We start from the raw sequence: 25,009 nt of genomic DNA, 5'->3' as shown, positions 1-25,009 counted from the left end.
ATGAGGTCATAGGAAAGGTGTTTGAACAGATTATTCACGAAATCAATGCTCAGTACTTTCAAAGCATTCTTCAACCCAAGATTACTGAAAGTAACGAAAAACTTACTGAAGCAAAACAAGAACTAGCTAGATCAAGAAAAAACATGAGAAGTAAATTAGACGAATACATTATTACTAATGATGCAGCACTAAAAGAAGAAATAGCATCCTTACAAAGTACTATTCAATCAACACAAGAAAAAATTAATGAAGCAGGTGAAGAAAAGCTAAAACTGCTAAATATTTTAAATAACCTAGATGCTTTTAAGAAGCAATTAATCACTTTTACCCCATCGGATATCCAATTCTTCAAGGAAAACTGGCAAGCTTATCACCATATGCTATCTAAATTTATTAAAAAGGTGGTGCTAAAAAAATTAAATGGACAAAGTTTCAGTATCACAATTACCTATAGAGAATGATCCTAAAGAAAAAGCCATTGTATATTTGAGAGTTTCTACAGAAGATCAAAAGAAAGATGGGCATTCCATTGATTCACAAAAGGTATATGCTACAAAATATGCCCAAAAACACAAGTATAAAATCATTCAATTTGTTGAAGAATACGAATCTGCCTCTAAAGTAAAGTTTGATGATATAGACTATGAAAATAATCTTTATACTGCTCTAAAGAATAGACCAAAACTACTAAAGATCATCACTTCAGTCAACCAATCAAAATTCAAACACCTTATTGTCAGTACCCGTCACCGCCTTGCAAGAAATCTAGAAGTTTATGTGGGTATCAAGCTTTTCCTACAAAAAAAAGGCATAGAACTTCACTTTGCAAACCCTAGTGAATCTATGAACATTGAAAACAAGGGACTTCAAAAGTTTATAGAATTGGTATTTGGTAGTATCGCTGAACTTGAAGCCAATCTTATATCCGATAGAGCCAGAGATGGTCTATCTCAAAAGGTTCGAGACGGCTATTGGCCTGCTGGGTATCCCCCTTATGGCTATATTACAGAATGTATTAATCCAAATGCTCATAAAAAGAAACGGATTTTGGTTGCCTTATTAAACGAGCAAAAGTATATAGAAGAGATTTTTAGATTGCACAATCAATATGGTTACAGCTACAGAAAAATATCAAAGTTTTTAAATGAACAGGACAACACAAATCATTGGAACAAAAGTAAAATTGAAAGCATTATTACCAACGAAACTTATACAGGAAAGATTGCATGGGGAAGGCGTAGGCGTAGTCGTAGAAGTTATGATGTAAACAATGCATCTATGGTATATTCCCCAGATGAACAATGTTCTGCATTTATTACAACTGATCAATGGGAACAATCAAAAAATATACGGCATAAGAAAGTAAGTATGAAGGATTCAAAATATTATAGTACCTCATTTTTATTAAGAGATAAGCTTGCATGTGGCAACTGTGGAGCTATTTTGAAAGCTAAAAACTATGGATTTAATAGAAATGGTAATCCTCGAGAAGGAGTCTATCGCTGCGATTGTACAAAAAAACTTAAACAGGATGAAAAAATGGTTCTTAAAAAAAGTATCATTGAAGAAAAGTTTATAGATGAATTTTTAGTGAATCTGACTCCTGAAAAAACAAATATCATGTGGTATTATTATTCCAAAACAAGAGATTAGATTTTGAAGGAAAATGAAGATAAGATCAAAAGAATCGATGAAGAACTTACAAAGAAATCGCAACATATTTCAAAATTAGATGATTTAATCCAATGTGAAGACAACGAAACCATTCTTGAAGCCTTAAAGATTCAAAGACCTATTCTGCAAAGGGAACTGAATATCCTAAAATCTTATAAGGATGAATTAAATACTATCACAGCTAATTCATTTAAAACGGAATCAGATCTAGTAAATGCCTTAAAGAAGTTATTCAAACAGGATTTTAAACATTTATCCAATGAACGAAAAAGAATGATCATAGATATGCTAATAGACAAGGTGGTTGTTAACAAAATAAATGATGGTCTCAAATTAACCATCTACATGACGACAAATATTAACATTTTATAGATTGTACATGTGGTGTTTTTAGTCTGGTTTAGTATACTGTTACAGACATATTGCCTCACTAAAATTTAAAAATTTTATTATTGTATATTTTATGTATCGGATTTTATTCAAATATTATTAATCAATCTTCAAAGTATTGGAATTGGCTAACTTTTAAAATTAAAGTTTTCAAATTTAAAACTTCAAAATTAGACTTTTACAATTATTCATATGTCAATTATTTTGATATGCATAAAACAGTACTATCCCAAATACTTTATACCAAGGAATAAATCATTATAAAGGACGTGCTGTTATATTGGTAATTATAAAGAATTAACAAACGATGAACTTGCTGAATTAAAAAAGATGATTAACGAAAATAGAAGCCCAAACTATATTGCAACCCACCTTTTTAACAAGAGATTAACTTATACTACCGTAAAAAATAAAGCGATCCAACATTATAAGCAACATTGGATTGCTTCTTTAAAAAAGTATGAGTATCAAGATAACCAACTTCCTGGCCAAGTACGTTTATTCAAAAATCATCATTCAATTGAATTGAAAGATAATAAAAAAGAAAATAACGACACTTCGCAAAATACTTCTACAGATTCTAATAATTCATCTCAAATATTGAATTATTTACAAACAATAGATAAAAACCTTCATTGTATTAATACCAGATTAACTCAAATAGAAAATTACATAGAAAAAAATTCTCCTCAAGCTAAAACAGATTTCAGTGAAGCTTTCATAGAAATCTTTGCATCCAATAAAGAAAGGGAATCTGTAAATATTAATTCTAAGCTTAAGAAAAGAATTATTGAAAAGATGGCTAAATCAAGGAATATCACACATAATCAGTCTTTGGCTATTAATACTGCTTTATTAATTGCTCTTTATGGGGATGAATAGGTATTATGCTTTTAGAATAGCTTCCGGATAAACTATTACAGAAACCTACTCTTTTTGCAGTTATATAATCTTCTTATTCAATCATTTCTCCACCGTTTTCTCCTCTAAGTACAAAAGGACTTTCCTTTTAATAGAAAGTCCTTTATATACACCACTTACAGTAATTAATTTGTATACATACTCTATACACTAATTTTAATTTTTTCAACTTCAATCCCTTTTTTCTTAGCTTGCTCTTCAAATTCCTCCATACTAGGAATATAACCGCTCTGAATACTGATTTTTTCTAAATGTTCTAATTCAAATACTTTACTAATATCCGTAACCCGCAATTTATAGAAATCTAATTCCTTTAACTGTGGGAACTTTTCGATGCCATCAAAGCTTATTACTTGTCCATCTCCAATGTCTAATCTTTCTAAATTAGTTGGTCCTTCTAATCCTGTTAAATCATCAAAATCCATACCTTGTACCTCAAACCTCTTTAAATTTAGAAAATTATCTAGACTATCTATTTTACTACCTTTAGGATATACAATCTCAAGCCATTCAGGTAACTCCATTTTTCGATTTTCTCAAGTTTATCTACATTTGTATACCAAACCAATAGATGTTTTAAATTACTCAACTTTCCAATAGGTCTAAAATCATGAATGATGAAGCCATCAGATATGTATATATACTCAACATCTTTAAAATTTTCAATCCCATCTAGATTATTTATACGATCATCATCACCTAAAAATAATTCTTCTATTCCCTTTAAATCCTCTTTTTTCACTTTTCCCTTAATATTATATTCCTTTTTTACATACCTATAAAAACTTTGATCTTCGATAATATTATTTGCATACATATAATAATCTACAGAAAAAAATCCAATCAGTAATATGATAATTAAAATCTTTTTTTGTAGCTTATACGTTACATCTTCTTTATTGAAAGCCTTAATAATAATCCATGAAAATCCACTAAAAAAGAGAATATAATTGGGTATATACACCCCACATCTAAAAAGAATATAATTACTAATCATTATGAGGGAAATAATAATTCCTTCTTTTTCTTTTGTATCTCTTGTTTTATTTCTTATTAAACTTCCTATTAATAATCCTATCCATACGGATGGAAATTGTCCATCAAAAGACATATCTTTTATAAATAAATGTACCCACATGAAACCTATTATAAAACTCACTGCCCAAAAGCTATCTTTTTTGTACCATTTTTTTGTCTCCATATTTTCCACACTTTGAAAGTATTTTTTATAAATTTTATTCATGAGTATATCTTATTTATAAATATACTACTTTTATATATTACCATTATTTTACTATATTCCATGTTGCCTTTCAATTTAATTCTTCCATATAGCAAATTGGCATCAATGTTATGTATTTTTTAACCTTCTCAAAATCTCATCATACACAATCTTCCTCTCATCTATATCAAGCTTATTCACCCTCCCAATAACCACCTTCGCTAAAGCTCTTGCCATTCGTTTCTCTAAAACACTTTTATCGGGAATGTTGACGATTACTTTGATTTTTTGTTGCGGCATATTTGTACATCCCCCTTCTTTACCTAATAGATATTAGAAAATAGGGTTGTACTATTCCAAATTGTGTAATATTGTCCACTTCATTGATGTATTTATAAATAATACAAGTACTAAAATACCGTTGTTGCGTAAAAATATGAATAACTACTCATAAAGGTAGGTGATAAACATATTAACTATTGCCATATATTCTCGTAAATCGAAAACTACAGAAAAAGGTGAATCTATCCAAAATCAGATAGACCTTTGTAGAGACTATGCAATGAAGCATTTCCAAGGAAATAATTTTCTTGTTTATGAAGATGAAGGCTACTCAGGTGGAAATAGTAATCGACCTAAGTTTCAAAAGATGCTAAAGGATTTAAAAAAGAAAAAGTTCCAGGTCCTTATTTGCTATCGGTTGGATCGGATCAGCAGAAATATTTCTGATTTCTCAAGTTTGGTTGCTCTCCTTCAAGAGTACAATATTGATTTTGTATCCATTCGAGAGCAATTCGATACTTCCACTCCTATGGGACGTGCCATGATGTATATTACTTCTGTATTTGCACAGCTTGAAAGGGAGACCATTGCAGAAAGAATCAGAGATAATATGTTAGCCCTTGCTAGAACAGGCAGGTGGCTTGGAGGAAAGACACCTATGGGTTTTAAGAGTAAAGGAAGTACATACTACAACATAGATAATACAAAGAAAAAAATGTATCACCTTACTCCCATCCACGAGGAACTAGAATTAGTAAAAGTCTTTTATAAAAAATATTTAGAACTTGGTTCTCTTACAAAGCTTGAAAGCTGTACATTAGAAAATCACATAAAAACACGAAACAATAAAGACTTTGACAAAAGCATTTTAAAAGTCATTCTTGCCAATCCTGTTTATGCTATAGCTGATAAAGTAATGTTTGAGTACTTTCAAAATCTAGGTGCTGATATAACTAACAAGACTGAAGAATTTGATGGTACTCATGGACTCATGGTCTATAACAAGCATGATGAAAAGAAAAATAGAATTATTAGAAAAGACCCTTCTGAATGGGTAATTGCTATAGGAGAGCATAAAGGGATTATTCCTTCTCATGAATGGATACGGGTACAAAATTTATTAGAAAAAAATAGTCAAAAAGCTCCTAGAGTAGGTACTAGTAATATTGGATTGATTACTACTTTACTACAGTGTGAAAACTGTGGTTCTAAAATGAGAATCTCCATATCTAGAAAGAAGTATGGCACCTATTATTATTACAAGTGCTTAATGAAGGAAAGATCCAGGGGAAGTCGCTGCAATGTTAAAAATCTAAATGGTAATGAAGCAGATGAATTCGTGGTAAATGAACTGAAGAAAATGGGTTATGAAGATCATGAATTTTATCAGTTCCTTTTAAATGAAAGAAAGAAATTAAACAATTTATCTTCTGTAAATAATGTTGATAAAGATAAACTGTATGAAGAATTAAAAGAATGCAAAGCTGCCATTGGTAACTTAACTTTACAGTTAGCAAAAAATCAAGATTCAAAAGCATCCAAATACATTATTGAACAAATCGAAAGCTTTGATGATAAAATTGTTAATATACAAACCGAATTAGAAAATGTAAGCGAAAAAAAAGAATCTACAAGTCTACAAAAAATGAATATAGATATACTACTCAGTCTTATAAAAAATTTTGCAACCAACGTAGATGGTCTTACTTTTCATGAAAAAAAGAAAATAATGAATGAAATCATCCATGAAATTACTTGGGATGGGGAAACTTTAACAATCAATATTTTGCCCGACCTTTAAATACAAAAGATGATTAATCCTGCTTAACCTTTGCTTTTCTAGATTCTATTATCATTGCTATAGTTGTAATGATCACACAGGCTAGTGCAAATATTGGTACATATATTAAAAACGCAACTACACTGATATGAAAGTTACTCGTACCAGGTGCATCTGTGCTAAAAGTTGCCATAATAGCTATAGGCCACCATAAGACACCCTCCAATATTAAAGAAATTATAGACTTTTTGAGTTCTTTGTATAAAGGACCTGTATTAGATCCATATTTTTTTGATAATAGCAAAAGAATAATTTTGGGTAATAATATGACTGGATATAGGTATGCTAGTGTTACTGCTAATGCTACTATTAACAATACAACTTCAAGAATAGACATAGAATTATCCCACCTTTGTATATTGATTCATTACATTTTATCATATATATCCAATTAACTCTTTTGTCTTCTACTTTTCACATATTATTTAGCCAAATTTTTTATCTTTATAGTCCGTCTTTTTGGAGACATAGCAGAAGCTATCTCTATGGCAGATCGAATCATTGTTCTTAGTAATCGTCCTGCCACTGTAAAAAGTATTCACACCATAAAATTAACTTTAGAAACTGAAAGAACTCCCCTTACTTCTAGAGAAGCTCCTGAATTTAGACATTATTTTAATACCATATGGAAGGAGCTTGATGTGCATGTTCAATAAAATCAACTGTAAAAATACAAATCATGAGTTTTCAAAAGAGCATTTAGATTTTTTATGTACACATCAAAAAAAGAAAAAAGTTATATTCATTACTCAAATTTCATTAATTGTAGTATTCTTTTTACTTTGGGAAATAGCTGCTAGACTAGAGATTATAGACACATTTTTAACGAGCTATCCATCTCAAATGTGGAATGTCTTTTTAAATCTTTTAAAGGACGGTTCCTTAATGAAGCATATTGGAGTAAGTACATTTGAAACAGTAATAGGGTTTTTACTTGGTACTGTTTTAGGCACTATTGTTGCCATTTTACTATGGTGGTCTGATTTTATATCTCAGGTATTAGATCCTTATATGGTAGTTTTAAATGCACTTCCAAAAACTGCTTTAGCTCCCATTATTATTTTATGGGCAGGTGCAGGTATTACAGGAATTATTGTTACTGCATTGTCTGTATCTATTGTAGTTACAATATTAGAAGTATATGGTGGATTTAGAGAAGTTGATGAAGATAAAATTAAAATGCTAGAAACCTTTGGAGCTACTAAGCTTCAAGTTCTTCGAAAAGTTATTATTCCCGCAAGCATTCCTACTATAGTCAATTCATTAAAAATCAATGTAGGACTTTCCTGGGTGGGAGTAATCGTAGGAGAATTTTTAGTTTCTCAAGCAGGTATTGGATACCTTATTGTCTATGGAGGGCAGGTATTTAAGCTTGATTTGGTCATGACCAGTGTGATTATTTTGGCTATTTTGGCAGCACTCATGTATCAAGGAGTAGCTTATTTTGAGAAAAAATTAATGAAGTGGAGATAAAAAAAGCAGATGTAGCTACATCTGCTTTTTCATACTTAATTCGTCTTCGATTTCATTTTCTCAATATCATTATTACTTAAACCTGTTGCTGTCATAATAGTATATATATCTTCCTAATTAATAATAAATTTTTTCCTGTTTCCATTTTTCCTCATAAATTGCATCAATCTCATATAGATTCATATCTCATTTTACAGTTATTTCAGATATACATGTATCTTGATATTTTTTACCTTCAAAGACATCTAAAATTGTAAGTTTTATAAAGTCTGTATGAATTGGTTTTGCTAATATTATATCTATATCACTAAAATAATATTGTTTATTATTTCCCGTTACGCTATAGATCATATGCTCATTATTAGAAAAATCTAATCTAAACTTTTTCATTTTTCCATTATTTTCATAGGTATCTATATTCTTATGATATCCATTTAATATTTCGATTTCATTTATCTCTCTATATGAATTACTCTCCATCTTTACCCATTCATTAATTCCATACCCTTTTGTTCCTTCAACCCAAGCTGTTTCAGATTTTCCATCTAAAACATTCGTCTCTCCGTATCTCTTATAATTAGAATCTAAAATACTTGAAGCCACAACTCTATCCCATTTAATGATATTTTCTGATAATCTTCCATTATTTTCACTGATTAGATTTCCATCTTCATTAAATAATGCTAATTTTGTTTCATCTGCACCTTCATATTCAACCGCTATTTTATTATCAACCTTTGAAATAGTTGTTGACCAATACATATCTTTGCTATCATATTGCCATATCTGTTTTCCATTATGTATATCCACACATGTCAAAAACGGCCCATAATATCCAGATACATATATCCTATCCTTATTTATATAAGGCTTTGAAATAGCCCCTATATTTTCAATATGCCATACCTCTTCACCAGTCTCTTTATTTAGTGCATATAGAGTACCATATACTCCTATATAAATATTATAATCATCTACGGCTAGCTTAGAGGACAACGATAGTTCTGTTATAACCAAATTACTCCACTTTTTATTCCATATAACATTTTCATCTTTATCATAGGCTTCAAGAATAACCTCTCCTCTATAGCCATTTTCCACATCATACTTTTTAAAATAGTATGTATTATGGGATTTAACTTCCTTTTGTTTTTTATTCTTACTTAATTCTTTTTGCATAGTTTCCTCATCTTTGGAGATTGTTGTTCTTTCATCCTTGAAAGCTTCTTTTTCTTCGTCCTTTTTATCGATACATCCAGTTAATATTATGCTAATCATTAGTAAAATTACTGTGAATTTTTTCATATATTTTCTCCTCTCATTTTAAAATATAGTTATCTGAATTTTAAAAATATTATCGTCATTAATTCATCCTCCATAATACTAATATTAATTAAATATGTCAACATCTCTTCTGAATGGATCTGACTTATTATCATGGCAAAAATAAGAGGAGAATCATAACAGAATAAAAAAGTGGAGAATATAAATATTTATCAGGTGAAACATTAGACATTAAAATACACGATAGAATGTATCAATCTTTAAGAAGAAAATTCTTCATCTGTATCCATTGTAGTTACAATATTAGAAGTATATTGTGGTTTTAGAGAAGCTGATGAAGATAAAATTAAAATGCTAGAAACCTTTGGAGCTACGAAGCTTCAAGTTCTTCGAAAAGTTATTATTCCCGCAAGCATTCCTACTATAGTCAATTCATTAAAAATCAATGCAGGACTTTCCTGAGTAGGAGTAATTGTAGGAGAATTTTTATTTTCTCGCAGATATCGGATAGGATAGAAAATTTATATTAGGACAGAAAAAAACACAAAAAACTATTTCTGAATTTGAAAAAGAAATCTCTGAAGAAGAACAGCTACATGTATCCTTGGCTGAGGTTCTGTCCATGTTAGGAAATTTTGAAAAGCGAAGAATTATTCTTAGAAATTTTATAAAGAAGATTGTTATAACTGATAAAGTAGAGATTATATGGAATTATAAGAATTTATAAATAGTGTCTCTTAATAAATATATTTAATCTATTTCTTTTATCAATATACTTCCCAGTGAGGCACATTTTAAAACTTAGCGTCGTCTTCAACTCTATCTATAGTATGACTAAGATGACGCTCAAGTCCATATTATGCAATATAACATACGGATGAATGTTACTAGCCAATTTATTCTTTATTTTTTATCAACTCTTACCATTCTTCACGCAATATACCATAACTCACAGAATCATAATATTGATTATCAACAATTCTTGCTTTTCTATAAACAGCTTCTTTTTTTAAACCTAATTTTTCAGCCAGTTTCATCATTCTTTCATTTCCTGACCAAGTTGATAATCCAATCCTTATAAGGTTAGGATTTTGGTTAAAAATTTCATTAATCCACATTCTTAAAACTTTAAATCCTATTCCTTGCCCCCAATAATCTTCATTAAAAATAACAACCCCTATTTCCATCCAAAGAGTTTCTTGTGATTTCCAATACCAATTCACCTGCCCAATAATCTCATCAGTATCTTTATTTGCTATTATTTTTTTATTTTTAAGTACATTTTTTTCGCCCTTTAGTAATAGTACTTTTAATTCTTCAACATATTTCCTTAATTCCTCTTCATTACTTTTTTTGTAATAAGGACCATTGAACCTATGGAATTTACGAGAAGGATGATTCCAATACAAATAATCTTCCAAATCTTTCATCTCTAATTCTCTTAAGACAATGTCTATTGATTTATTCATAATATAATTCCTCCATAAACTTAAAATTATATTTTCGTTCTATGATAATTTAACTTCAAATATATAATCATTTTTTCTTTAAAATCTTTATTTTTAAAAATCCAACCCGTTGAGTTTTTGAATTTTCTGTTATATTTTTTGTTATATGAGAAATTACTACTCAGTTTCTTTCATATATTCATCTTTTTTTAATAAGTAAAATAATTCCCCCTCATAAAATTCAAATCCAATTGGCACATTTCTAAGTATATATTTATACTTAAACCCTAGTTTTTCAATTACTTTGATTGAATCTATATTTTCAGGCTTTACCACTGCAACCAATTCCCTTATTTTTAATTCTTTAAAAGTAAAATTCACAATAGCTTTCATAGCTTCGGTAGCATATCCTTTACCCCAATATTTGCTCTTCAACGTATAGTAAATTTCTGTTTTACTATTATCATAATCCAAATAACCTATACCACACCACCCAATATATGCCTTCCTCTCCTTTAAAATTATTGGGAAACTATATTTAAAATCAGAGTTTATACCAATTTTATAATTTGACATTAACCATCTAATTGCTTCATTAGCTTGCTCAATATTTATCTGACCTTCTGGAATGTATTTTAAAACTTCACTATCATTAAGCGTTTCATAAAGTCCAGTAACATCTTCTATAGTATAGGATCTAATAATCAATCTTTCTGTTTCAAGCCATATATTTTCTACCATTATGCACCTCTATACCTTATTTAAATAATTTTAATACTTTAAATTATCCTTTTTTATACTCACAGTTTCAGTTAACATTTCGTGTTCAAGACGCCGAGAAGCCTAGTGCGACTGCACTTGGCTTTGCAGTCTTTGGATAGGTTACATCATGTAAACTTAAAATAATATTTTAAGGCAAGCGGCGTTGATATTAGGACGAAAATAAATATGATTAAAAATAATGTTCACAAATACAGTGTATCAGCAATGTGTACAGTCCTACAAGTTCCTAGGAGTACTGACTATTATGAATCAAAATCTAAAGAATTACCCGATGAAATTACACTTAAAGTAATAGAGATTTTTAAAGCCAGTCGGAACAATTATGGGAATAGAAAAATAAAAGTAGAATTTAAAAAGCAAGGATTTATTGTATCCAGAAGAAAAATAGGAAAAATAATGAAAACTCAAGGATTGGTATCTAATTATACAGTAACACAGTATAAGTCCTATGTACATAAATGAATGAATCAAAAGTAGCAAACGAGCTAAATAGAGAATTTAAAACAGAAAAGCCACATGCAGCAGTAGTAAGTGATTTAACATACGTTAGAGTAGGAAACAAGTGGGATTATGTATGTTTATTAGTTGACCTTTTTAACAGAGAAATAATAGGTTACAGTGCAGGTATTCATAAAGATGCTAGACTTGTTCTATTTTATTATAGGCCTTCCCATTATGGGGAGGTCTAATTGATCATTATATAAAAATCTATTTTAATATTGGAAAGATCGTGACTAAAACACATTCTGATGATAAAATATAAATAATATAAAGAAACTGTATTGAAGGGATGAATATTATGGAAAAAATATTACAACAAATACTACATGAATTAGCAGAACTTAAACAAAATCAAATACAAACGAATAACCGCCTTGATAATATGGAATCTGACATTAAGGATTTAAAACAAGGTCAAGCTAAATTAGAACAGGGCCAAGCTAAATTAGAACAAGGCCAACAAGAAATCAAGGATTATCTGATTCAATTGGATACTAAAAATGCAGATAGACATAGAGAAATTAATCATAAAATTGATAACTTATCAAAAGACTTAACAGTTGTAGAAGCTGTTACTGGAAAAAACATGACCGATATTGCTCATCTTAAATCTATTAAATAAACTAAACATTTCAATTGATTTTCAAAATTTCACTAAATAAAAATGAGAAAAACTGAAAAGAGAACTATTATGATCTATAGAATGAAACAATTTATTCAAGGACTACTTGCAAGAACCACAAAAGAAGATCTTGCCTTCATAGAAAAATATTTAAATAAAGAAGAAATAAAACTATTTAAGAAATTAAGAGTATCAGAGCAATATCATAGTCTCCAAGTAGCCTATGGGTGTACATCAAAATTTCCACATAATATCACTCTTATAAGAGCAGCTCTTTTACATGATATAGGAAAAATAGGAAGTAATCTTACACTTATAAATAAGTCTATTGTAGTTATATGCATTAGATTAAACTTTAAAAAAGATATTTTACCTAAATTCATACAAAAATCACTATATTATAAAAATCATCATCCTAAAATAGGATATGATATTTTATCTAATATGAAAGTAGAAGCTGATATATTATATTTAATAAAGAACCACCACAACGAATATTGTATATCTTCAAAAACATTAGAAACTTTAAAATACTATGATAATATGTACTAAAAAATAAGCCTAGGATTTCCTAGGCTTATTTTACTAAATTATCTTTTAATTTTCCTAAAAAGTCTTGAATATTTGCAACAATCGTTGTTACTTCTAATGTTCCTCTATCCTGTAATTTATTTAAAACAAATTCAGATACATCTACTGCATAGATAAATACGGGTCTTATGTCTCCATCTACTACCGTATAAGAAGGAGTCATATTTCCTGTAGCAATGGTATGAAGTTGAGTAGCAAGACATATTAGTGTTGTCGCTTTCCTTGCATGACTTCTCATATTATCTTGCGCATCATATACATTAGAAAATACACTTGGAAGTGGTCCATCATCTCTTATAGAACCTGCTAAAACTAATGGTACATTACTTTTTACACAAGCATGTACAATTCCGTCTTTTATGTTTTCATCTTCAATTAATTGCTCAATAGATCCTGATTTTCTAGCTTTATTTAAAGCATCTAAATGATGATAATGTCCATTTGGTTTTGAGTCTTGATGGTATATATCTTGTCCTAGAGCAGTCCTAAAAATTCCACCTTCTAGATCATGAGTTGCTAAAGCATTTCCCGCTAAAACTGCATGAGCATATCCGTTTTGAATAAGGCTTGCCATAGATTCTCTTGATCTATGATCAAAAGATACAGCCGGTCCTAATACCCATACAATATATCCATTTTCTTTTTCATGTTCTAATAATTCATATAATTTTTCATAGTCCTTTGTAAAAGCAGTCTCCCTAGATCTACCTGTTCTAAACGCAAATACATCTTTTTTATAATCATCCTTTTCAAATCCATTGGCATAAAGATAAATTCCTTCACTTGCATCTTCTGTTCTTCCTACAACTACTTGATCTCCCACATGTAGATTCCTAAATTCTTTGATCTCTATTTTGTCTTCCCCTACTAATACTGGCACCCCATCCATTCTACTTTCATTTGCCAAAATCCACTTTCCATTGATTTTAAAATACTCTGGATACATAGATGTTGTATGATAATGATCTGGCGCTACTCCATCTTTTACTACTTTTTCTACTACTGCATTGGGTGCTGATAAAAATATATCTTGATTAAAATTAGGTCCTTTATATTTTGGTAATTGAAACATTTCAATTCTCCCTTCCTTACTACATAAACTTTCTTCTATAAAAATGTCGTTATTCTTCTTTTTTTATCGAAACTTGTTAAATACCTATTTATCATAACATATCTATATTTATGGTATCAACCCTAACAAAGAATTCGTATTATGCAAAAAAGAAAGAGCCTACGGCTCTTATAATAAATAATATTTTTCCCATAATACTATAGCAATAAAGTAGATTCCTAATACAATATATACAATTCCTTCTTTCCCTCTTTTTTTACTTTTTAAAATAGAAAGATTTTTCTTGATCTCTGCTATAATTTCATAATGAAGATCTGTCTTTTGTATATCTTTTATATTAAGTGAAACCGCTCTATTCTTTTCATCATTATTAAAATCAATTCTTTTGTTATAGATCTTTACGCTCTCTTTTGCTCCTAAATAAGGTTTTGTCTCTTTATATTCTTCTGTAAGAATAATTCCTTCTTCATCTATTTTATATGGCATATTCCTTTTTTTAAAAATATTCTCTATCAATTCAATCACTTTTATTTTTTCTACATTATATATTGTATAATCACCTTTCATCCGAGGAATCCACATAATATAAAAAAGTAAATATGTCCATATCATCACCATAAAATTTTCTTTTAACTCTACTGTAGAAAAAAGTATAAATAAAGCATATACTACTATACATATCTTTCCTGATATAATCATTTGCTTTTTAAAAATAATAAAAGTTCCAAATACTATTGATAATATTCCTAAAAAAATGATATACCAGTCATTTATCTCCATGATAATCTCCTTTATTGACATGCTTTATTCCATATTATGACCTATTCTATTTTTTGTCAATGATACTTTTAGAATCTATTTCTTTTATTTTTTGTTTATATAAGTACATATTCTGATCAGCAATTTTTATTAAATCATCATAACATTTTCCATCTTGAGGAAAACTTGCAATTCCATAACTAAAACTACAGACTACCTTTTGGTCATCAAATAGGATAGGATTGTTTTTAAAATAATAGATAGATTCATCCATCTTTTCATGAATCTTCTCCATATCTTTTTCATGAACTAAAGCAATAAATTCATCTCCTCCATACCTTGCAAATATACCTAAGTTTTTAAATTTCCTTTTCATAAAAGAGGAAAATTCTTTGATTAATATATCTCCTGATAAGTGTCCATAATGATCATTTACAAATTTAAGTCCATTTAAATCAAATAAAATTACAGAAAAATATTCATGATCTTCCATAGCTTTTTTCTGGTATATATTAAATTGTTCTTGAAAATATCCTCTATTATATACATTTGTTAATGTATCATATTTAGAAAGGTACATAGCTGTTTCATAAAGCTTATATTTACTCATAGCAAGTTCCACTTGATTTTTCATGTATTTCATAAGCTCTATGTCTGTTTGATCAAATGCATATTTTTTGTGACTATCTACATTTACAAATCCTTTTAACTTTCCATCTATTACAATAGGAGCACTCATAAAAGATTTCATTTTTTCTTTTACGTCTATAAATTTAAATTTTCTTTCTTTTTTTTCATCTATATCATCAATACAAATAATTTTATCCCAAACTCCTTTGGATTCATACCATTGACAAGATTCTTTTAATGGAATAGAAAAATCTTTAGATCCTTCATCATATCCTTTAGAAACTATAATTTTTAGATTATCTTTTTGATCTAAAGTAAGAATAGAACCTCCATGAGCATTTTCCATACATCCAATAATTTTATCTAAAATCAATCGAAGTAATTCTTCTATATTTGCAGATTCTATAATCGCATGATTCACTTCTATCATTCTCTCTTGCAGTTTTAATAATTTTTTTATCTTATTTTCTGCATTGATTCTTTCTGTAATATCTACTAATACACCTATAATCCCCATAACATGTCCTTGATCATCTAAAATAGGCCCCTTTGTAAAAAGAACCTGATGTAATGTTCCATCTAAATGTCTTAACTTAGATTCATATATTTTTTTCTTTTTTGTTTTTGAAACCTCTTCATCTATTTTAGAGTGTACATCTGCTAAGTCCTTAGGAAGAATATCATATATTTTTTTTCCTATTACTTCTTCTCTTGTAAATCCCATATAATCCATATAAGCTGTATTTATACATTTATATACCCCCTTATAATCTTTATAAATAACAGGGTTAGGTATCGTATCAATTGCCATCTGTATCTTCTTATTATATTTCTTATAATCTTTTTCCCGATTTCCAGTAAATAATTTTTTGATTACATTATTCTTTTCAAAAAAATCCCTTAGCCAATTGAGTGGATGCATTCTTATTTTTTCCTCCCTAGAACGTTCCTATAGAATCGTCCTCTACTATAATTTATATCTATTACTTTTATATTATTTTATTAATTATCACCTTGTTCTTGATTTATATTGTATATATTACCTCTCGAGGTAAACGTTTACTTTTTTTAAATAAAAATCCTCTTTTTTTTATTCTTATAATCTTTTTGTATAATCATTCTATTAAAATAATTATATATATTGTAATCTTTTTTAAAAAAAATGTCGAATTTTTTAAATATTATATATACAATTTATAAAATTTTATTTATGTAAATTTATTTTTATGATATGCTTTATTTTGAAATTATATATATTATAGATTGTTCTAATCTTAGAGAGGAGTTGTTAGAATGAAAAAACAAACTAAAGAAATACTAATATTTCTTATCATTGGTTTTTTGCTTACCTTATTTGTTATAGGATATCGTCATATGAGAGATCACCCATCTGTTGAGCTAGAAGGTAAATATATAGGAGAATCTATGGGCAAAAATGGTAAAGTACAAGTAGCTCTATCTATAGAAAATAATGAAATTATAAATATTGAGATATTAAAAAATAATGAATCTAGTATGGGACAAAAGGTTTTTTCTTATATATCTAAACAAGTCATAGAAAAAAATAGTGCTGATATAGATGATGTAGCTGGAGCTACTCAAAGCAGTCAAACCATAAAAGCTGCTATAGAAGATGCTATAAAGAAATCTGGGATTTCAATTGTACCTATTACTTCTACTAAAAAAAATAAAATAAATGATATTCATACAGATATTGTAGTTGTAGGTAGTGGAGGTGCAGGTTTAACTTCTGCTATTGAAGCTAAAGAAAAAGGTGCACAAGTGCTTTTAGTAGAAAAGCTGCCTATTTTAGGTGGAAATACAAAATACGCTACAGGAGGAATCAATGCCTCAGGAACTGCATATCAAAAAGAAAAAGGAATACAAGATCATACAGACCTCTTCATAAAAGATACTCTAGAAGGTGGTCAAAATACAAATAACAAAAGTTTAGTAAAAATTTTAGCTCAAAATTCTTCTTCTATGATTAATTGGCTTACCAATTATGGAATGGATTTATCAGATGTAGGAAGATTAGGTGGTGCTAGTGTAGATAGAGCTCATAGACCAAAGGGAGGAGCCCCTGTCGGAGAAATGCTTTTTAGCACCTTAGAAAAAACTGCAAGATCAAAAGGAGTAGAGATACGAACTGGTAGCAAAGCTACAAAGATTTTATTTGACAATAATAAAGTGACAGGAATAGAAGTTCAAAATTTAGAGGGCAACACCTATAAAATCTATGCCAAGGGTGTAATTATTGCGACCGGAGGCTTTGGAGCAAATAAAGATATGGTTTCTTCTTATAGAAAAGATTTAAAAGAATTTGGTACTACCAATAGTCCAGGCGCTACTGGAGATGGAATCAATCTTTTAGAAACTTTAAATTCTTCCATTATAGATATGACGGAAATTCAAATTCATCCTACAGTGGTATTTGGAACTAATTATATGATTACAGAAGCTGTAAGAGGAAATGGTGCAATACTCATCAATCAAGATGGCAAAAGATTTGTCAATGAACTAGATACTAGAGATGTAGTATCACAGAATATACTAGCTCAAAAAGAAAAAGCTGCTTTTCTTATTTTTGATGAAAATGTGAGAAAAAGCTTAAAAGCCATTGATGATTATGACAAAGAAGGTCTTCTTATAAAAGGGAAAACATTAAAAGAATTAGGACAAAACCTAAAAATAAATGAAAATACACTTCAAAAAACATTAACTACCTATAATACCTATGTGGAGAAACAAGAAGATCATGATTTTCATAGAAGCTCTTTACAAACAAAAATAGAACAATCTAATTTTTATGGAATCAAAGTATCTCCTGCCATTCACTATACTATGGGTGGAGTAAAAATTAATGAAAAAGCTCAAGTCATAGACAATAACGGAAAAATTATCAAAAATCTTTATGCAGCAGGAGAAGTAACAGGAGGCGTTCATGGAAAAAATCGTCTAGGAGGAAATTCTCTTGCAGATATTTTGGTATTTGGAAAAATTGCAGCTGATACTGCTTGTGAAGAAATAAAATAAAATCCGTGCTATGAGCACGGATTTTATTTTATTCTTTAAGAAATTATATAAATAAATTGTGGATAACTTTAGAAATTTAGATTTTTATCAAATTTTAAGCAACAGAAATTCTGAATGCAATGAAAAAATTTCGTTGGCGACATGAGCAGTTCCGATAGGAACATGCGAATTTTTTATTTACTTAATTTTATCACTAAATCTCCTACATTCACTTGTTGTCCTTCTTTTACAGGAATAGATTCTATGCTTCCACTTGTAGATGTTGTAATGTTTGTCTCCATCTTCATAGCTTCTACTACAGCTACAATTTGATTTTCTTTTACTTCTTCTCCTTCTTTCACTAAAATCTTAATAATATTTCCAGGAATACTTGCTCCTATTTCTAATGGATCAGAGGGATCTGCCTTTTGTACATAATTTAATTCTTTCTTCACAGCTCCATTGTCTTTATCTTGAATTTTTACAGCTCTTCTACTATCATTTACTTCATATAATACTGTTCTATTTCCTTCTTCATCTAATCTTCCAATTTCTAGAAGTTTAATAACTAAAACTTTTCCTTCTTCGATTTCTACTTCACAAGTTTCTCCTTCGCTAAGTCCATGGAAATAAATATCACTTCCCATTTGACTAAAATCTCCATATTCTTTCACATATTCCATATATTCTTCATACACTTTAGGATATAGTGCATAACTTAAAACATCTTTTTTCGTAGGATGTATATCAAATTTTTCTTCTAACACCTTCTCTATCTTATCAAAATCTTCAGGTTCCAATAATTCTCCAGGTCTACATGTAACAGGCTCTTCTCCTCTTAATACTAACTTTTGAAGTTTTTCTGGGAATCCTCCCATTGGTTGGCCAATCATTCCTTTAAAATAAGATACTACAGAGTCTGGAAAAGCCATATCTACTGCTTTTTCATATATATTTTCTGGAGTTAAATCATTTTTAACCATAAATATGGCCATATCTCCTACTACTTTTGAAGAAGGAGTTACTTTGATAATATCTCCTAACATTTCATTTACCTTTTTATACATTTCTTTTATTTCATTGAATCTATGTCCTAGTCCAAAGCTTTCTACTTGAGGTTTTAAGTTTGAATATTGTCCTCCAGGAATTTCGTATTTATAAATTTCTGCTGTACCAGATTTTAATCCTGATTCAAATTTTTCATAAACAGGTCTAACATCTCTCCAATAATCTGAAATTTTTTGAATATGATCTAGAGAAATTTTTGTATCTCTAGATGTATTTTCTAGTGCCGCTACTACTGAGTTAAGTGCTGGTTGGCTCGTAAGTCCAGACATACTATTAAATGCTGTATCTACAATATCTACTCCAGCTTCAGCAGCCATTAAAACAGTTGCTACTCCATTCCCACTTGTATCATGAGTATGCAGATGAATTGGAATACTAATTTCCTCTTTTAATGCTTTGATTAATTTAAAAGCAGAATGAGGTTTTAATAAAGCTGCCATATCTTTAATAGCTAGTATATGAGCTCCTGTTTTTTCAATTTCCTTTGCAAGATCTATATAATATTTTAATGTATATTTATCTCTCTTATCATCTAAAATATCTCCTGTATAACACATACATGCTTCTGCAATTTTTCCGCTTTTTAATACTTCATCTATTGCTACTTCCATTCCCTTTAACCAGTTTAGAGAATCAAATATTCTAAATACATCAATACCACTTTGAGCAGATTCTTTAATAAACTCTCGAATCACATTATCTGGATAATTTTTATAGCCTACTCCATTGGCTCCTCGAATAAGCATTTGGAATAAAATATTAGGTACTTTCTCCCTTAAACTTTCTAGTCTTTTCCATGGAGATTCTTTCAAGAAACGATAAGCTACATCAAAAGTAGCTCCTCCCCACATTTCGAGAGAAAAAAGATCTTTTCCAAGGACTGAAGTTGCTTTTGCAATTCTTTCCATATCCTTTGTTCTAATTCTTGTAGCCATCAAAGATTGATGAGCATCTCTCATAGTTGTATCTGTAAGTAAAAGTTTGTCTTGATTTTTAATCCATCTTACAAGACCTAAGGCTCCTTCTTTTTCTAGAATTTGCTTACTTCCTTCTAAAGAATTTGGTATTTCAAGTTTTGGTACTACAGGAACATCAAATTCTTTTTTATTTCCTTTTGTTTCATTTACTACTTTTTCACCTATAAAATTTAATACTCTAAGTTCTTTATCTGCTTTTGGTATAATATCAAATAGTTCTGGATTTTCTCCTATAAATCCTGTATGACAAGTCCCTTTTTTAAATTCTTCATGATTCAATACATTTACTAAAAATGGAATATTTGTTTTTACTCCTCTGATCTTTACTTCTCGAATGGCTCTATTTACTTTTCGAATAGCATCTTCAAAAGTTCTAGACCATGAAGTAGCCTTTACCAAAAGACTATCATAATAAGGACTAATGATAGAACCTGTAAATCCACTTCCTCCATCTAATCGAATTCCAAAACCAGAACCAGTTCTATAAGTATCAATTCTTCCTGTATCTGGTGCAAACTGGTTGAGTGGATCTTCTGTTGTAATTCTACATTGAATAGAATATCCTCTTGGGTGTATATCCTCTTGGCTTTTAATTCCAATTTCTTTAGAATCTAATTTATATCCTTGTGCAATTAAAATTTGACTTTGTACAATATCAATTCCTGTTACCATTTCTGTTACCGTATGTTCTACTTGAATTCTAGGATTCATTTCTATAAAATAATGGTTTCCTTTTATATCTACTAAAAACTCTACAGTTCCAGCACTTCTATAGTCTACTGCTCTTGCAATTTTTAATGCATCGGCACATATTTCTCTTCTTTGTTCTTCTGTAATAGATAAAGCTGGTGTAAACTCTATAACCTTTTGATGTCTTCTTTGAATAGAGCAATCTCTTTCATATAAATGTACAATATTTCCATATCTATCTCCTAATACTTGCACCTCTATATGCTTAGGCTTTTCCAAATATTTTTCAATAAACATATCATCAATTCCAAAGGCTTTTTTTGCTTCATTTTTTGCACTTCTAAACTCTGTTAGAAGGTCTTTTTCTTCTCGAACAATTCTCATACCTCTTCCACCGCCACCAGCAGCAGCTTTTAATATGACAGGATATCCACAAAATCTTGCAAACTCAATAGCTTCTTCATCAGATGTAACAGGTTTTTCAATCCCTGGTATGGTAGGAACCCCTACTTTATTTGCTACCAATTTTGATTTGATTTTATCTCCTAATTGATCCATCATCTCATGAGTAGGACCTATAAACTCAATTCCTGCTTCTTCACATTTTCTGGCAAATTCTGAATTTTCAGATAAGAACCCATATCCTGGATGAATGGCATCTACACCTTTTTTTAACGCAATATTGATAATTTCTTCCATATCTAAATAAGCTTCTACAGGTCCTTTATTTTTACCTATTAAATAGGATTCATCCGCTTTTGTCCTAAACAGTGAATTCTTATCTTCATCAGAATAAACTGCTACTGTACGAATACCTAGCTCACTACATGCTCTAAATATTCTTATAGCAATCTCTCCTCTATTTGCTACTAAAACTCTTTTAAATTTTTTCATACAGATTTTCACTCCTTAAAACCCCTTTGTTTTTAGTATATGGGTATACTTATAATTATACAATTTTATAACAAATTGTACGTTTATACAAGTATTTTTTAAAAAGTTTTTTTATTCTGTCAACTCAAAAAAGCAGGCAACTTCCTGCTTATCCTTTTGGCTTAAAAATCAATGCACCCATAAATCCAAATATAATAGCAGCTGAAATTCCAGCACTGGTCACTTCGAATATTCCTGTTAATACACCTATTAACCCATGTGTTTTTGCCTCTGCTAATGCCCCTTTGACCAAAGCATTTCCAAAGCTGCAAATAGGAATAGATGCTCCTGCTCCTGCAAATTTTACCAAAGGATCATAAAATCCAAACCCTCCTAATATAGCTCCTACCACTACTAAAGTGCTAGTAGTGTGAGCTGGAGTCAGTTTAAATACATCTAACATAATTTGTCCAATTACACATATCAATCCCCCTACTACAAAAGCCCAAAAAAATTTTTCCATAGACTATACCTCCATTTCAATAGACACAGCATGAGCAATACAAGGTATACTTTCCTTTTGTTGATAAGACATAGGAGACATCAATGCTCCTGTAGCTACTATTAATATTCTTTTTAACTCTCCTCTTCTCATTCTATTTAAAAAATGACCATAGGTCACTGTAGCAGAACAACCACATCCACTAGCTCCTGCCATTACAGGCTGATCTTTTTTATAAATCATAATGCCGCAATCTGTTAAAATACTCTCTGGAATATTCATCCCATGTTTATGCAAAAGATCTTTACAAATCCTATGCCCTATTTCTCCTAAATCTCCTGTAGCTATAACATCATAATAAGATAGATCCCTATTCAAATCTCTGAAATGAGCTTCTATTGTATCTACTGCTGCTGGAGCCATGGCTGAACCCATATTAAAGGGATCTGAAATTCCCATATCTACGATTCTTCCAATAGTAGCACATGTAACCTTAGGTCCCTCTCCTTTTGAACTTATGAGTGCTGCTCCTGCTCCTGTTACTGTCCATTGAGATGTAGGAGGCTTTTGAGCACCGTATTCTGTTGGGTATCTAAACTGCTTTTCCGCCGATGCATTATGACTACTTGCTCCTGCTAACACATAATTTGCAGCTTTACTATCTACCAAAAGAGAAGCTAAAGATAATCCTTCCATAGAACTAGAACAAGCTCCAAAAACTCCTAAATACGGAACTCCCAAAGTTCTAGCTGTAAAGCTGCTTGGTGTAATTTGATTCATCAAATCCCCACTAATAAAAAAATCTATATCTTCTTTCTTCTTACCTGATTTTTCAATAACTTTTTCACATGCTTGCTCTAAAAGTTTTTTTTCTGCTTTTTCAAAGCTGTCTTGTCCTAACCATAAATCATCATGTAAAATATCAAAATCATCTGCTAGATTTCCCTTTGCTTCAAAAGGTCCTCCTACTGCTGCAGAAGATAAAATAACAGGTTTTGAATCAAAAACCCAAGAACTATGACCTTTAAGCATTTACATCCCCCCTAACCACTGAATTGTAATTTTAATAAGAGCTACCACAAAAGCAGAAAAAACACCATATACAATAACAGGACCTGCTATTTTAAACATATTTCCACCTACTCCTAATACATAACCTTCACTACGGTGTTCTATAGCTGCTGATGCTACTGTATTTGCAAAGCCTGTAACAGGAATAATAGTACCTGCTCCTGCAAATTGAGCGATTTTATCATACACACCTAAGCCGGTAAGAAGTACCGTTGTAATAATCAAAATAGCTGTAGCAGGGTTTCCTGCTGTAGTTTGTGTAAAGTCAAAATATTTAATAAAAATCATTTGAAGCCCTTGCCCTATAGTACAAATAATTCCTCCAATAAAAAAAGCTCTTACTACATTTCTTCCTACCTTTCTTTTTGGTTCTCTTTCTTTAGCAAATGCTTGATATTCTTGTTGAATAGGCGTAAGTTTCTTATTTTTTTTACTTGACATACAATCACCTCTAATGTAATAAGTACGGTTTTAATTGATTGAGTATCTCTTTTATTTGATTTGCATGATACAGATACATCTTCTTTACATTTTCATCTTTCGTTTCCATGAAAAAACTAAAAAAATCTGCTTCACATTTTTGAAGATTGGCATACAGTAGTTCTTTTACTTTAGGTTGTGCCACTTGTATAGCATCATCAAACAAATCTAAATAAAGCTCCGAATCACCATCTACTTGTCCTAAAAATACATTATCTAAAGATATGCCTTGCCCATCTAGTTGAAGTTTTACCCAATTTCTATCAAGCCCAATTGTACTGAGGGGCTCATCTAATATATTTCCATCTAATATAATGGTTTGAGGTACTTTTTGATTGGGTACTTCCTTTCCCATATCACATGGAGTAATGGGTTGCTTGTCTGATTTTAATAAAACATTTAACTCTCCTGTAGACTCCATAATGGCAAATTCTACATCTGCTAAATTAAAAATATTTTTATACCTAAGTTCTCTTAAAAGTTCTTCTCCTGTAATCTTTAACTGACTCATATTTTCTTCCATTATCTTTCCATTTCTAATGAGTATATTTTCTTTTCCATAAATTACATCATGTAAAGCCTTGCTCTTTAAAGAGATATATTCAAATATAATCGGGAGTATTGTCCATACGCCCAGAGCAATGAAGCCAAATGCAAGATTGGGAATCATATTTACAGAGATTAAAGCAGCCAATACAGCAATAGCAGTATAATATACAAATTGAAAAGGCGTCACCCTGCTTATTTGTCTTTGTCCAATGATTCGAATCATTAAAAAAGTTATAAAAAATAAGCCTATTGATCTTAGTAAAATTTCAATCCAATTTTCCATTTTTCTCTC

At 30.0% G+C, this 25,009-nt stretch carries 26 protein-coding genes and 1 pseudogene; 12 read left to right on the top strand and 15 right to left on the bottom strand.

Annotated features, from left to right (window positions below):
• Positions 1–17 precede the first annotated feature (17 nt).
• The 4 genes from BN2409_RS07635 (at position 18) to BN2409_RS07620 (ending at position 2,946) form a co-directional block, all read left to right on the top strand.
• Entirely contained in the window at positions 18–461 is a 444-nt protein-coding gene (locus BN2409_RS07635; protein WP_053956036.1) for a hypothetical protein, read from the top strand.
• Positions 421–1,653, top strand: a complete 1,233-nt coding sequence (locus tag BN2409_RS07630) for a recombinase family protein (protein ID WP_053956035.1) — start codon at positions 421–423, stop codon at positions 1,651–1,653. The genes BN2409_RS07635 and BN2409_RS07630 overlap by 41 nt, the downstream gene beginning before the upstream one ends.
• 3 nt (positions 1,654–1,656) lie before the next feature.
• Positions 1,657–2,046: a hypothetical protein gene (locus BN2409_RS07625; RefSeq protein WP_053956034.1), complete on the top strand. Its 390-nt coding sequence runs from the start codon at positions 1,657–1,659 to the stop codon at positions 2,044–2,046.
• A 348-nt stretch (positions 2,047–2,394) separates the two neighbouring features.
• A complete protein-coding gene (locus tag BN2409_RS07620; protein WP_053956033.1) occupies positions 2,395–2,946 on the top strand; it encodes a hypothetical protein in 552 nt (183 codons plus the stop codon).
• Positions 2,947–3,128: 182 nt separating this feature from the next.
• On the opposite strand, the gene BN2409_RS07615 is transcribed toward BN2409_RS07620, so the two are convergent.
• The 3 genes from BN2409_RS07615 to BN2409_RS17150 form a co-directional block, all read right to left on the bottom strand.
• A complete protein-coding gene (locus BN2409_RS07615) occupies positions 3,129–3,509 on the bottom strand; it encodes a leucine-rich repeat domain-containing protein (RefSeq protein WP_053956032.1) in 381 nt (126 codons plus the stop codon).
• Positions 3,458–4,228 carry a hypothetical protein gene (locus tag BN2409_RS07610; RefSeq protein WP_207642559.1) on the bottom strand — a complete coding sequence of 257 codons (771 nt, stop codon included), beginning with the start codon at positions 4,226–4,228 and terminating at the stop codon, positions 3,458–3,460. Before BN2409_RS07610 ends, BN2409_RS07615 begins: the two co-directional genes overlap by 52 nt.
• Positions 4,229–4,336: 108 nt before the next feature.
• A complete protein-coding gene (locus tag BN2409_RS17150) occupies positions 4,337–4,507 on the bottom strand; it encodes a hypothetical protein (protein ID WP_199872946.1) in 171 nt (56 codons plus the stop codon).
• A gap of 160 nt (positions 4,508–4,667) precedes the next feature.
• Between BN2409_RS17150 and BN2409_RS07605 the strand changes: the two genes are divergently transcribed.
• The gene (locus BN2409_RS07605; protein ID WP_242847923.1) at positions 4,668–6,290 is read left to right on the top strand and encodes a recombinase family protein; all 1,623 of its coding nucleotides are present in this window, start codon (positions 4,668–4,670) and stop codon (positions 6,288–6,290) included.
• A gap of 13 nt (positions 6,291–6,303) precedes the next feature.
• On the opposite strand, the gene BN2409_RS07600 is transcribed toward BN2409_RS07605, so the two are convergent.
• Complete coding sequence (locus tag BN2409_RS07600) at positions 6,304–6,666, bottom strand: hypothetical protein (protein WP_053956029.1); 363 nt, start codon at positions 6,664–6,666, stop codon at positions 6,304–6,306.
• A 148-nt stretch (positions 6,667–6,814) separates the two neighbouring features.
• Here BN2409_RS07600 and BN2409_RS16790 point away from each other — a divergent pair, with 148 nt between their 5' ends.
• Both BN2409_RS16790 and BN2409_RS07595 read left to right on the top strand, forming a co-directional pair.
• The gene (locus BN2409_RS16790; protein ID WP_110943009.1) at positions 6,815–6,985 is read left to right on the top strand and encodes a sulfonate/nitrate/taurine transporter ATP-binding protein; all 171 of its coding nucleotides are present in this window, start codon (positions 6,815–6,817) and stop codon (positions 6,983–6,985) included.
• Entirely contained in the window at positions 6,975–7,802 is an 828-nt protein-coding gene (locus tag BN2409_RS07595; protein ID WP_053956028.1) for an ABC transporter permease, read from the top strand. The genes BN2409_RS16790 and BN2409_RS07595 overlap by 11 nt, the downstream gene beginning before the upstream one ends.
• Positions 7,803–7,988: 186 nt before the next feature.
• Here BN2409_RS07595 and BN2409_RS07590 read toward each other — a convergent pair whose 3' ends face one another.
• Positions 7,989–9,107: an NADase-type glycan-binding domain-containing protein gene (locus BN2409_RS07590; RefSeq protein WP_053956027.1), complete on the bottom strand. Its 1,119-nt coding sequence runs from the start codon at positions 9,105–9,107 to the stop codon at positions 7,989–7,991.
• A gap of 267 nt (positions 9,108–9,374) precedes the next feature.
• On the opposite strand from BN2409_RS07590, the gene BN2409_RS16785 reads away from it, so the two are divergent.
• Complete coding sequence (locus BN2409_RS16785) at positions 9,375–9,548, top strand: ABC transporter permease subunit (protein ID WP_110943008.1); 174 nt, start codon at positions 9,375–9,377, stop codon at positions 9,546–9,548.
• 458 nt (positions 9,549–10,006) lie between these two features.
• On the opposite strand, the gene BN2409_RS07585 is transcribed toward BN2409_RS16785, so the two are convergent.
• Together BN2409_RS07585 and BN2409_RS07580 are read right to left on the bottom strand one after the other, a co-directional pair.
• A complete protein-coding gene (locus tag BN2409_RS07585) occupies positions 10,007–10,555 on the bottom strand; it encodes a GNAT family N-acetyltransferase (protein ID WP_053956026.1) in 549 nt (182 codons plus the stop codon).
• A gap of 156 nt (positions 10,556–10,711) precedes the next feature.
• Positions 10,712–11,275 (bottom strand): GNAT family N-acetyltransferase, encoded by a 564-nt coding sequence (locus BN2409_RS07580; protein WP_053956025.1) that lies wholly within the window; start codon positions 11,273–11,275, stop codon positions 10,712–10,714.
• A 171-nt stretch (positions 11,276–11,446) separates the two neighbouring features.
• Between BN2409_RS07580 and BN2409_RS17500 the strand changes: the two are divergent.
• The 3 genes and pseudogenes from BN2409_RS17500 to BN2409_RS07565 all read left to right on the top strand — a co-directional run.
• Positions 11,447–11,967: pseudogene (locus BN2409_RS17500) on the top strand (IS3 family transposase); the annotation flags it as partial.
• Between the two features lie 149 nt (positions 11,968–12,116).
• Positions 12,117–12,440 carry a hypothetical protein gene (locus BN2409_RS07570; RefSeq protein ID WP_053956024.1) on the top strand — a complete coding sequence of 108 codons (324 nt, stop codon included), beginning with the start codon at positions 12,117–12,119 and terminating at the stop codon, positions 12,438–12,440.
• Between the two features lie 42 nt (positions 12,441–12,482).
• Entirely contained in the window at positions 12,483–12,992 is a 510-nt protein-coding gene (locus tag BN2409_RS07565; RefSeq protein ID WP_242847922.1) for an HD domain-containing protein, read from the top strand.
• Positions 12,993–13,017: 25 nt separating this feature from the next.
• On the opposite strand, the gene BN2409_RS07560 is transcribed toward BN2409_RS07565, so the two are convergent.
• From BN2409_RS07560 to BN2409_RS07550, 3 genes are all read right to left on the bottom strand, one after another.
• Complete coding sequence (locus tag BN2409_RS07560; protein ID WP_053956022.1) at positions 13,018–14,103, bottom strand: putative NPN-dependent ornithine cyclodeaminase; 1,086 nt, start codon at positions 14,101–14,103, stop codon at positions 13,018–13,020.
• A gap of 168 nt (positions 14,104–14,271) precedes the next feature.
• Positions 14,272–14,883 carry a hypothetical protein gene (locus BN2409_RS07555; protein WP_053956021.1) on the bottom strand — a complete coding sequence of 204 codons (612 nt, stop codon included), beginning with the start codon at positions 14,881–14,883 and terminating at the stop codon, positions 14,272–14,274.
• Between the two features lie 46 nt (positions 14,884–14,929).
• Positions 14,930–16,414, bottom strand: coding sequence for a sensor domain-containing diguanylate cyclase (locus BN2409_RS07550; protein WP_053956020.1), 1,485 nt, complete (start codon positions 16,412–16,414; stop codon positions 14,930–14,932).
• Positions 16,415–16,785: 371 nt separating this feature from the next.
• Between BN2409_RS07550 and BN2409_RS07545 the strand changes: the two genes are divergently transcribed.
• Complete coding sequence (locus tag BN2409_RS07545; RefSeq protein ID WP_053956019.1) at positions 16,786–18,528, top strand: flavocytochrome c; 1,743 nt, start codon at positions 16,786–16,788, stop codon at positions 18,526–18,528.
• A 173-nt stretch (positions 18,529–18,701) separates the two neighbouring features.
• Here the strand turns inward: BN2409_RS07545 and BN2409_RS07540 are convergent, their stop codons facing one another.
• The 5 genes from BN2409_RS07540 to BN2409_RS07520 all read right to left on the bottom strand — a co-directional run bounded on the left by BN2409_RS07540 (position 18,702) and on the right by BN2409_RS07520 (position 25,000).
• Positions 18,702–22,136, bottom strand: a complete 3,435-nt coding sequence (locus tag BN2409_RS07540; protein ID WP_053956018.1) for a pyruvate carboxylase — start codon at positions 22,134–22,136, stop codon at positions 18,702–18,704.
• A gap of 148 nt (positions 22,137–22,284) precedes the next feature.
• Positions 22,285–22,638 (bottom strand): stage V sporulation protein AE, encoded by a 354-nt coding sequence (gene spoVAE / locus BN2409_RS07535; protein WP_053956017.1) that lies wholly within the window; start codon positions 22,636–22,638, stop codon positions 22,285–22,287.
• Positions 22,639–22,641: 3 nt separating this feature from the next.
• On the bottom strand, positions 22,642–23,649 hold the full coding sequence (spoVAD, locus tag BN2409_RS07530) for a stage V sporulation protein AD (RefSeq protein WP_053956016.1): 1,008 nt from the start codon (positions 23,647–23,649) through the stop codon (positions 22,642–22,644).
• Entirely contained in the window at positions 23,650–24,129 is a 480-nt protein-coding gene (gene spoVAC, locus BN2409_RS07525; protein ID WP_053956015.1) for a stage V sporulation protein AC, read from the bottom strand.
• 10 nt (positions 24,130–24,139) lie between these two features.
• Positions 24,140–25,000, bottom strand: a complete 861-nt coding sequence (locus tag BN2409_RS07520) for a DUF421 domain-containing protein (protein ID WP_053956014.1) — start codon at positions 24,998–25,000, stop codon at positions 24,140–24,142.
• Positions 25,001–25,009 lie beyond the last annotated feature (9 nt).

Source organism: Inediibacterium massiliense, assembly GCF_001282725.1.
Classification (GTDB): Bacteria; Bacillota; Clostridia; order Peptostreptococcales; family Thermotaleaceae; genus Anaerophilus; species Anaerophilus massiliensis.
The sequence above is the reverse complement of the archived record's forward strand: the minus strand, read 5'-3'. Positions and strand labels throughout refer to the sequence as shown.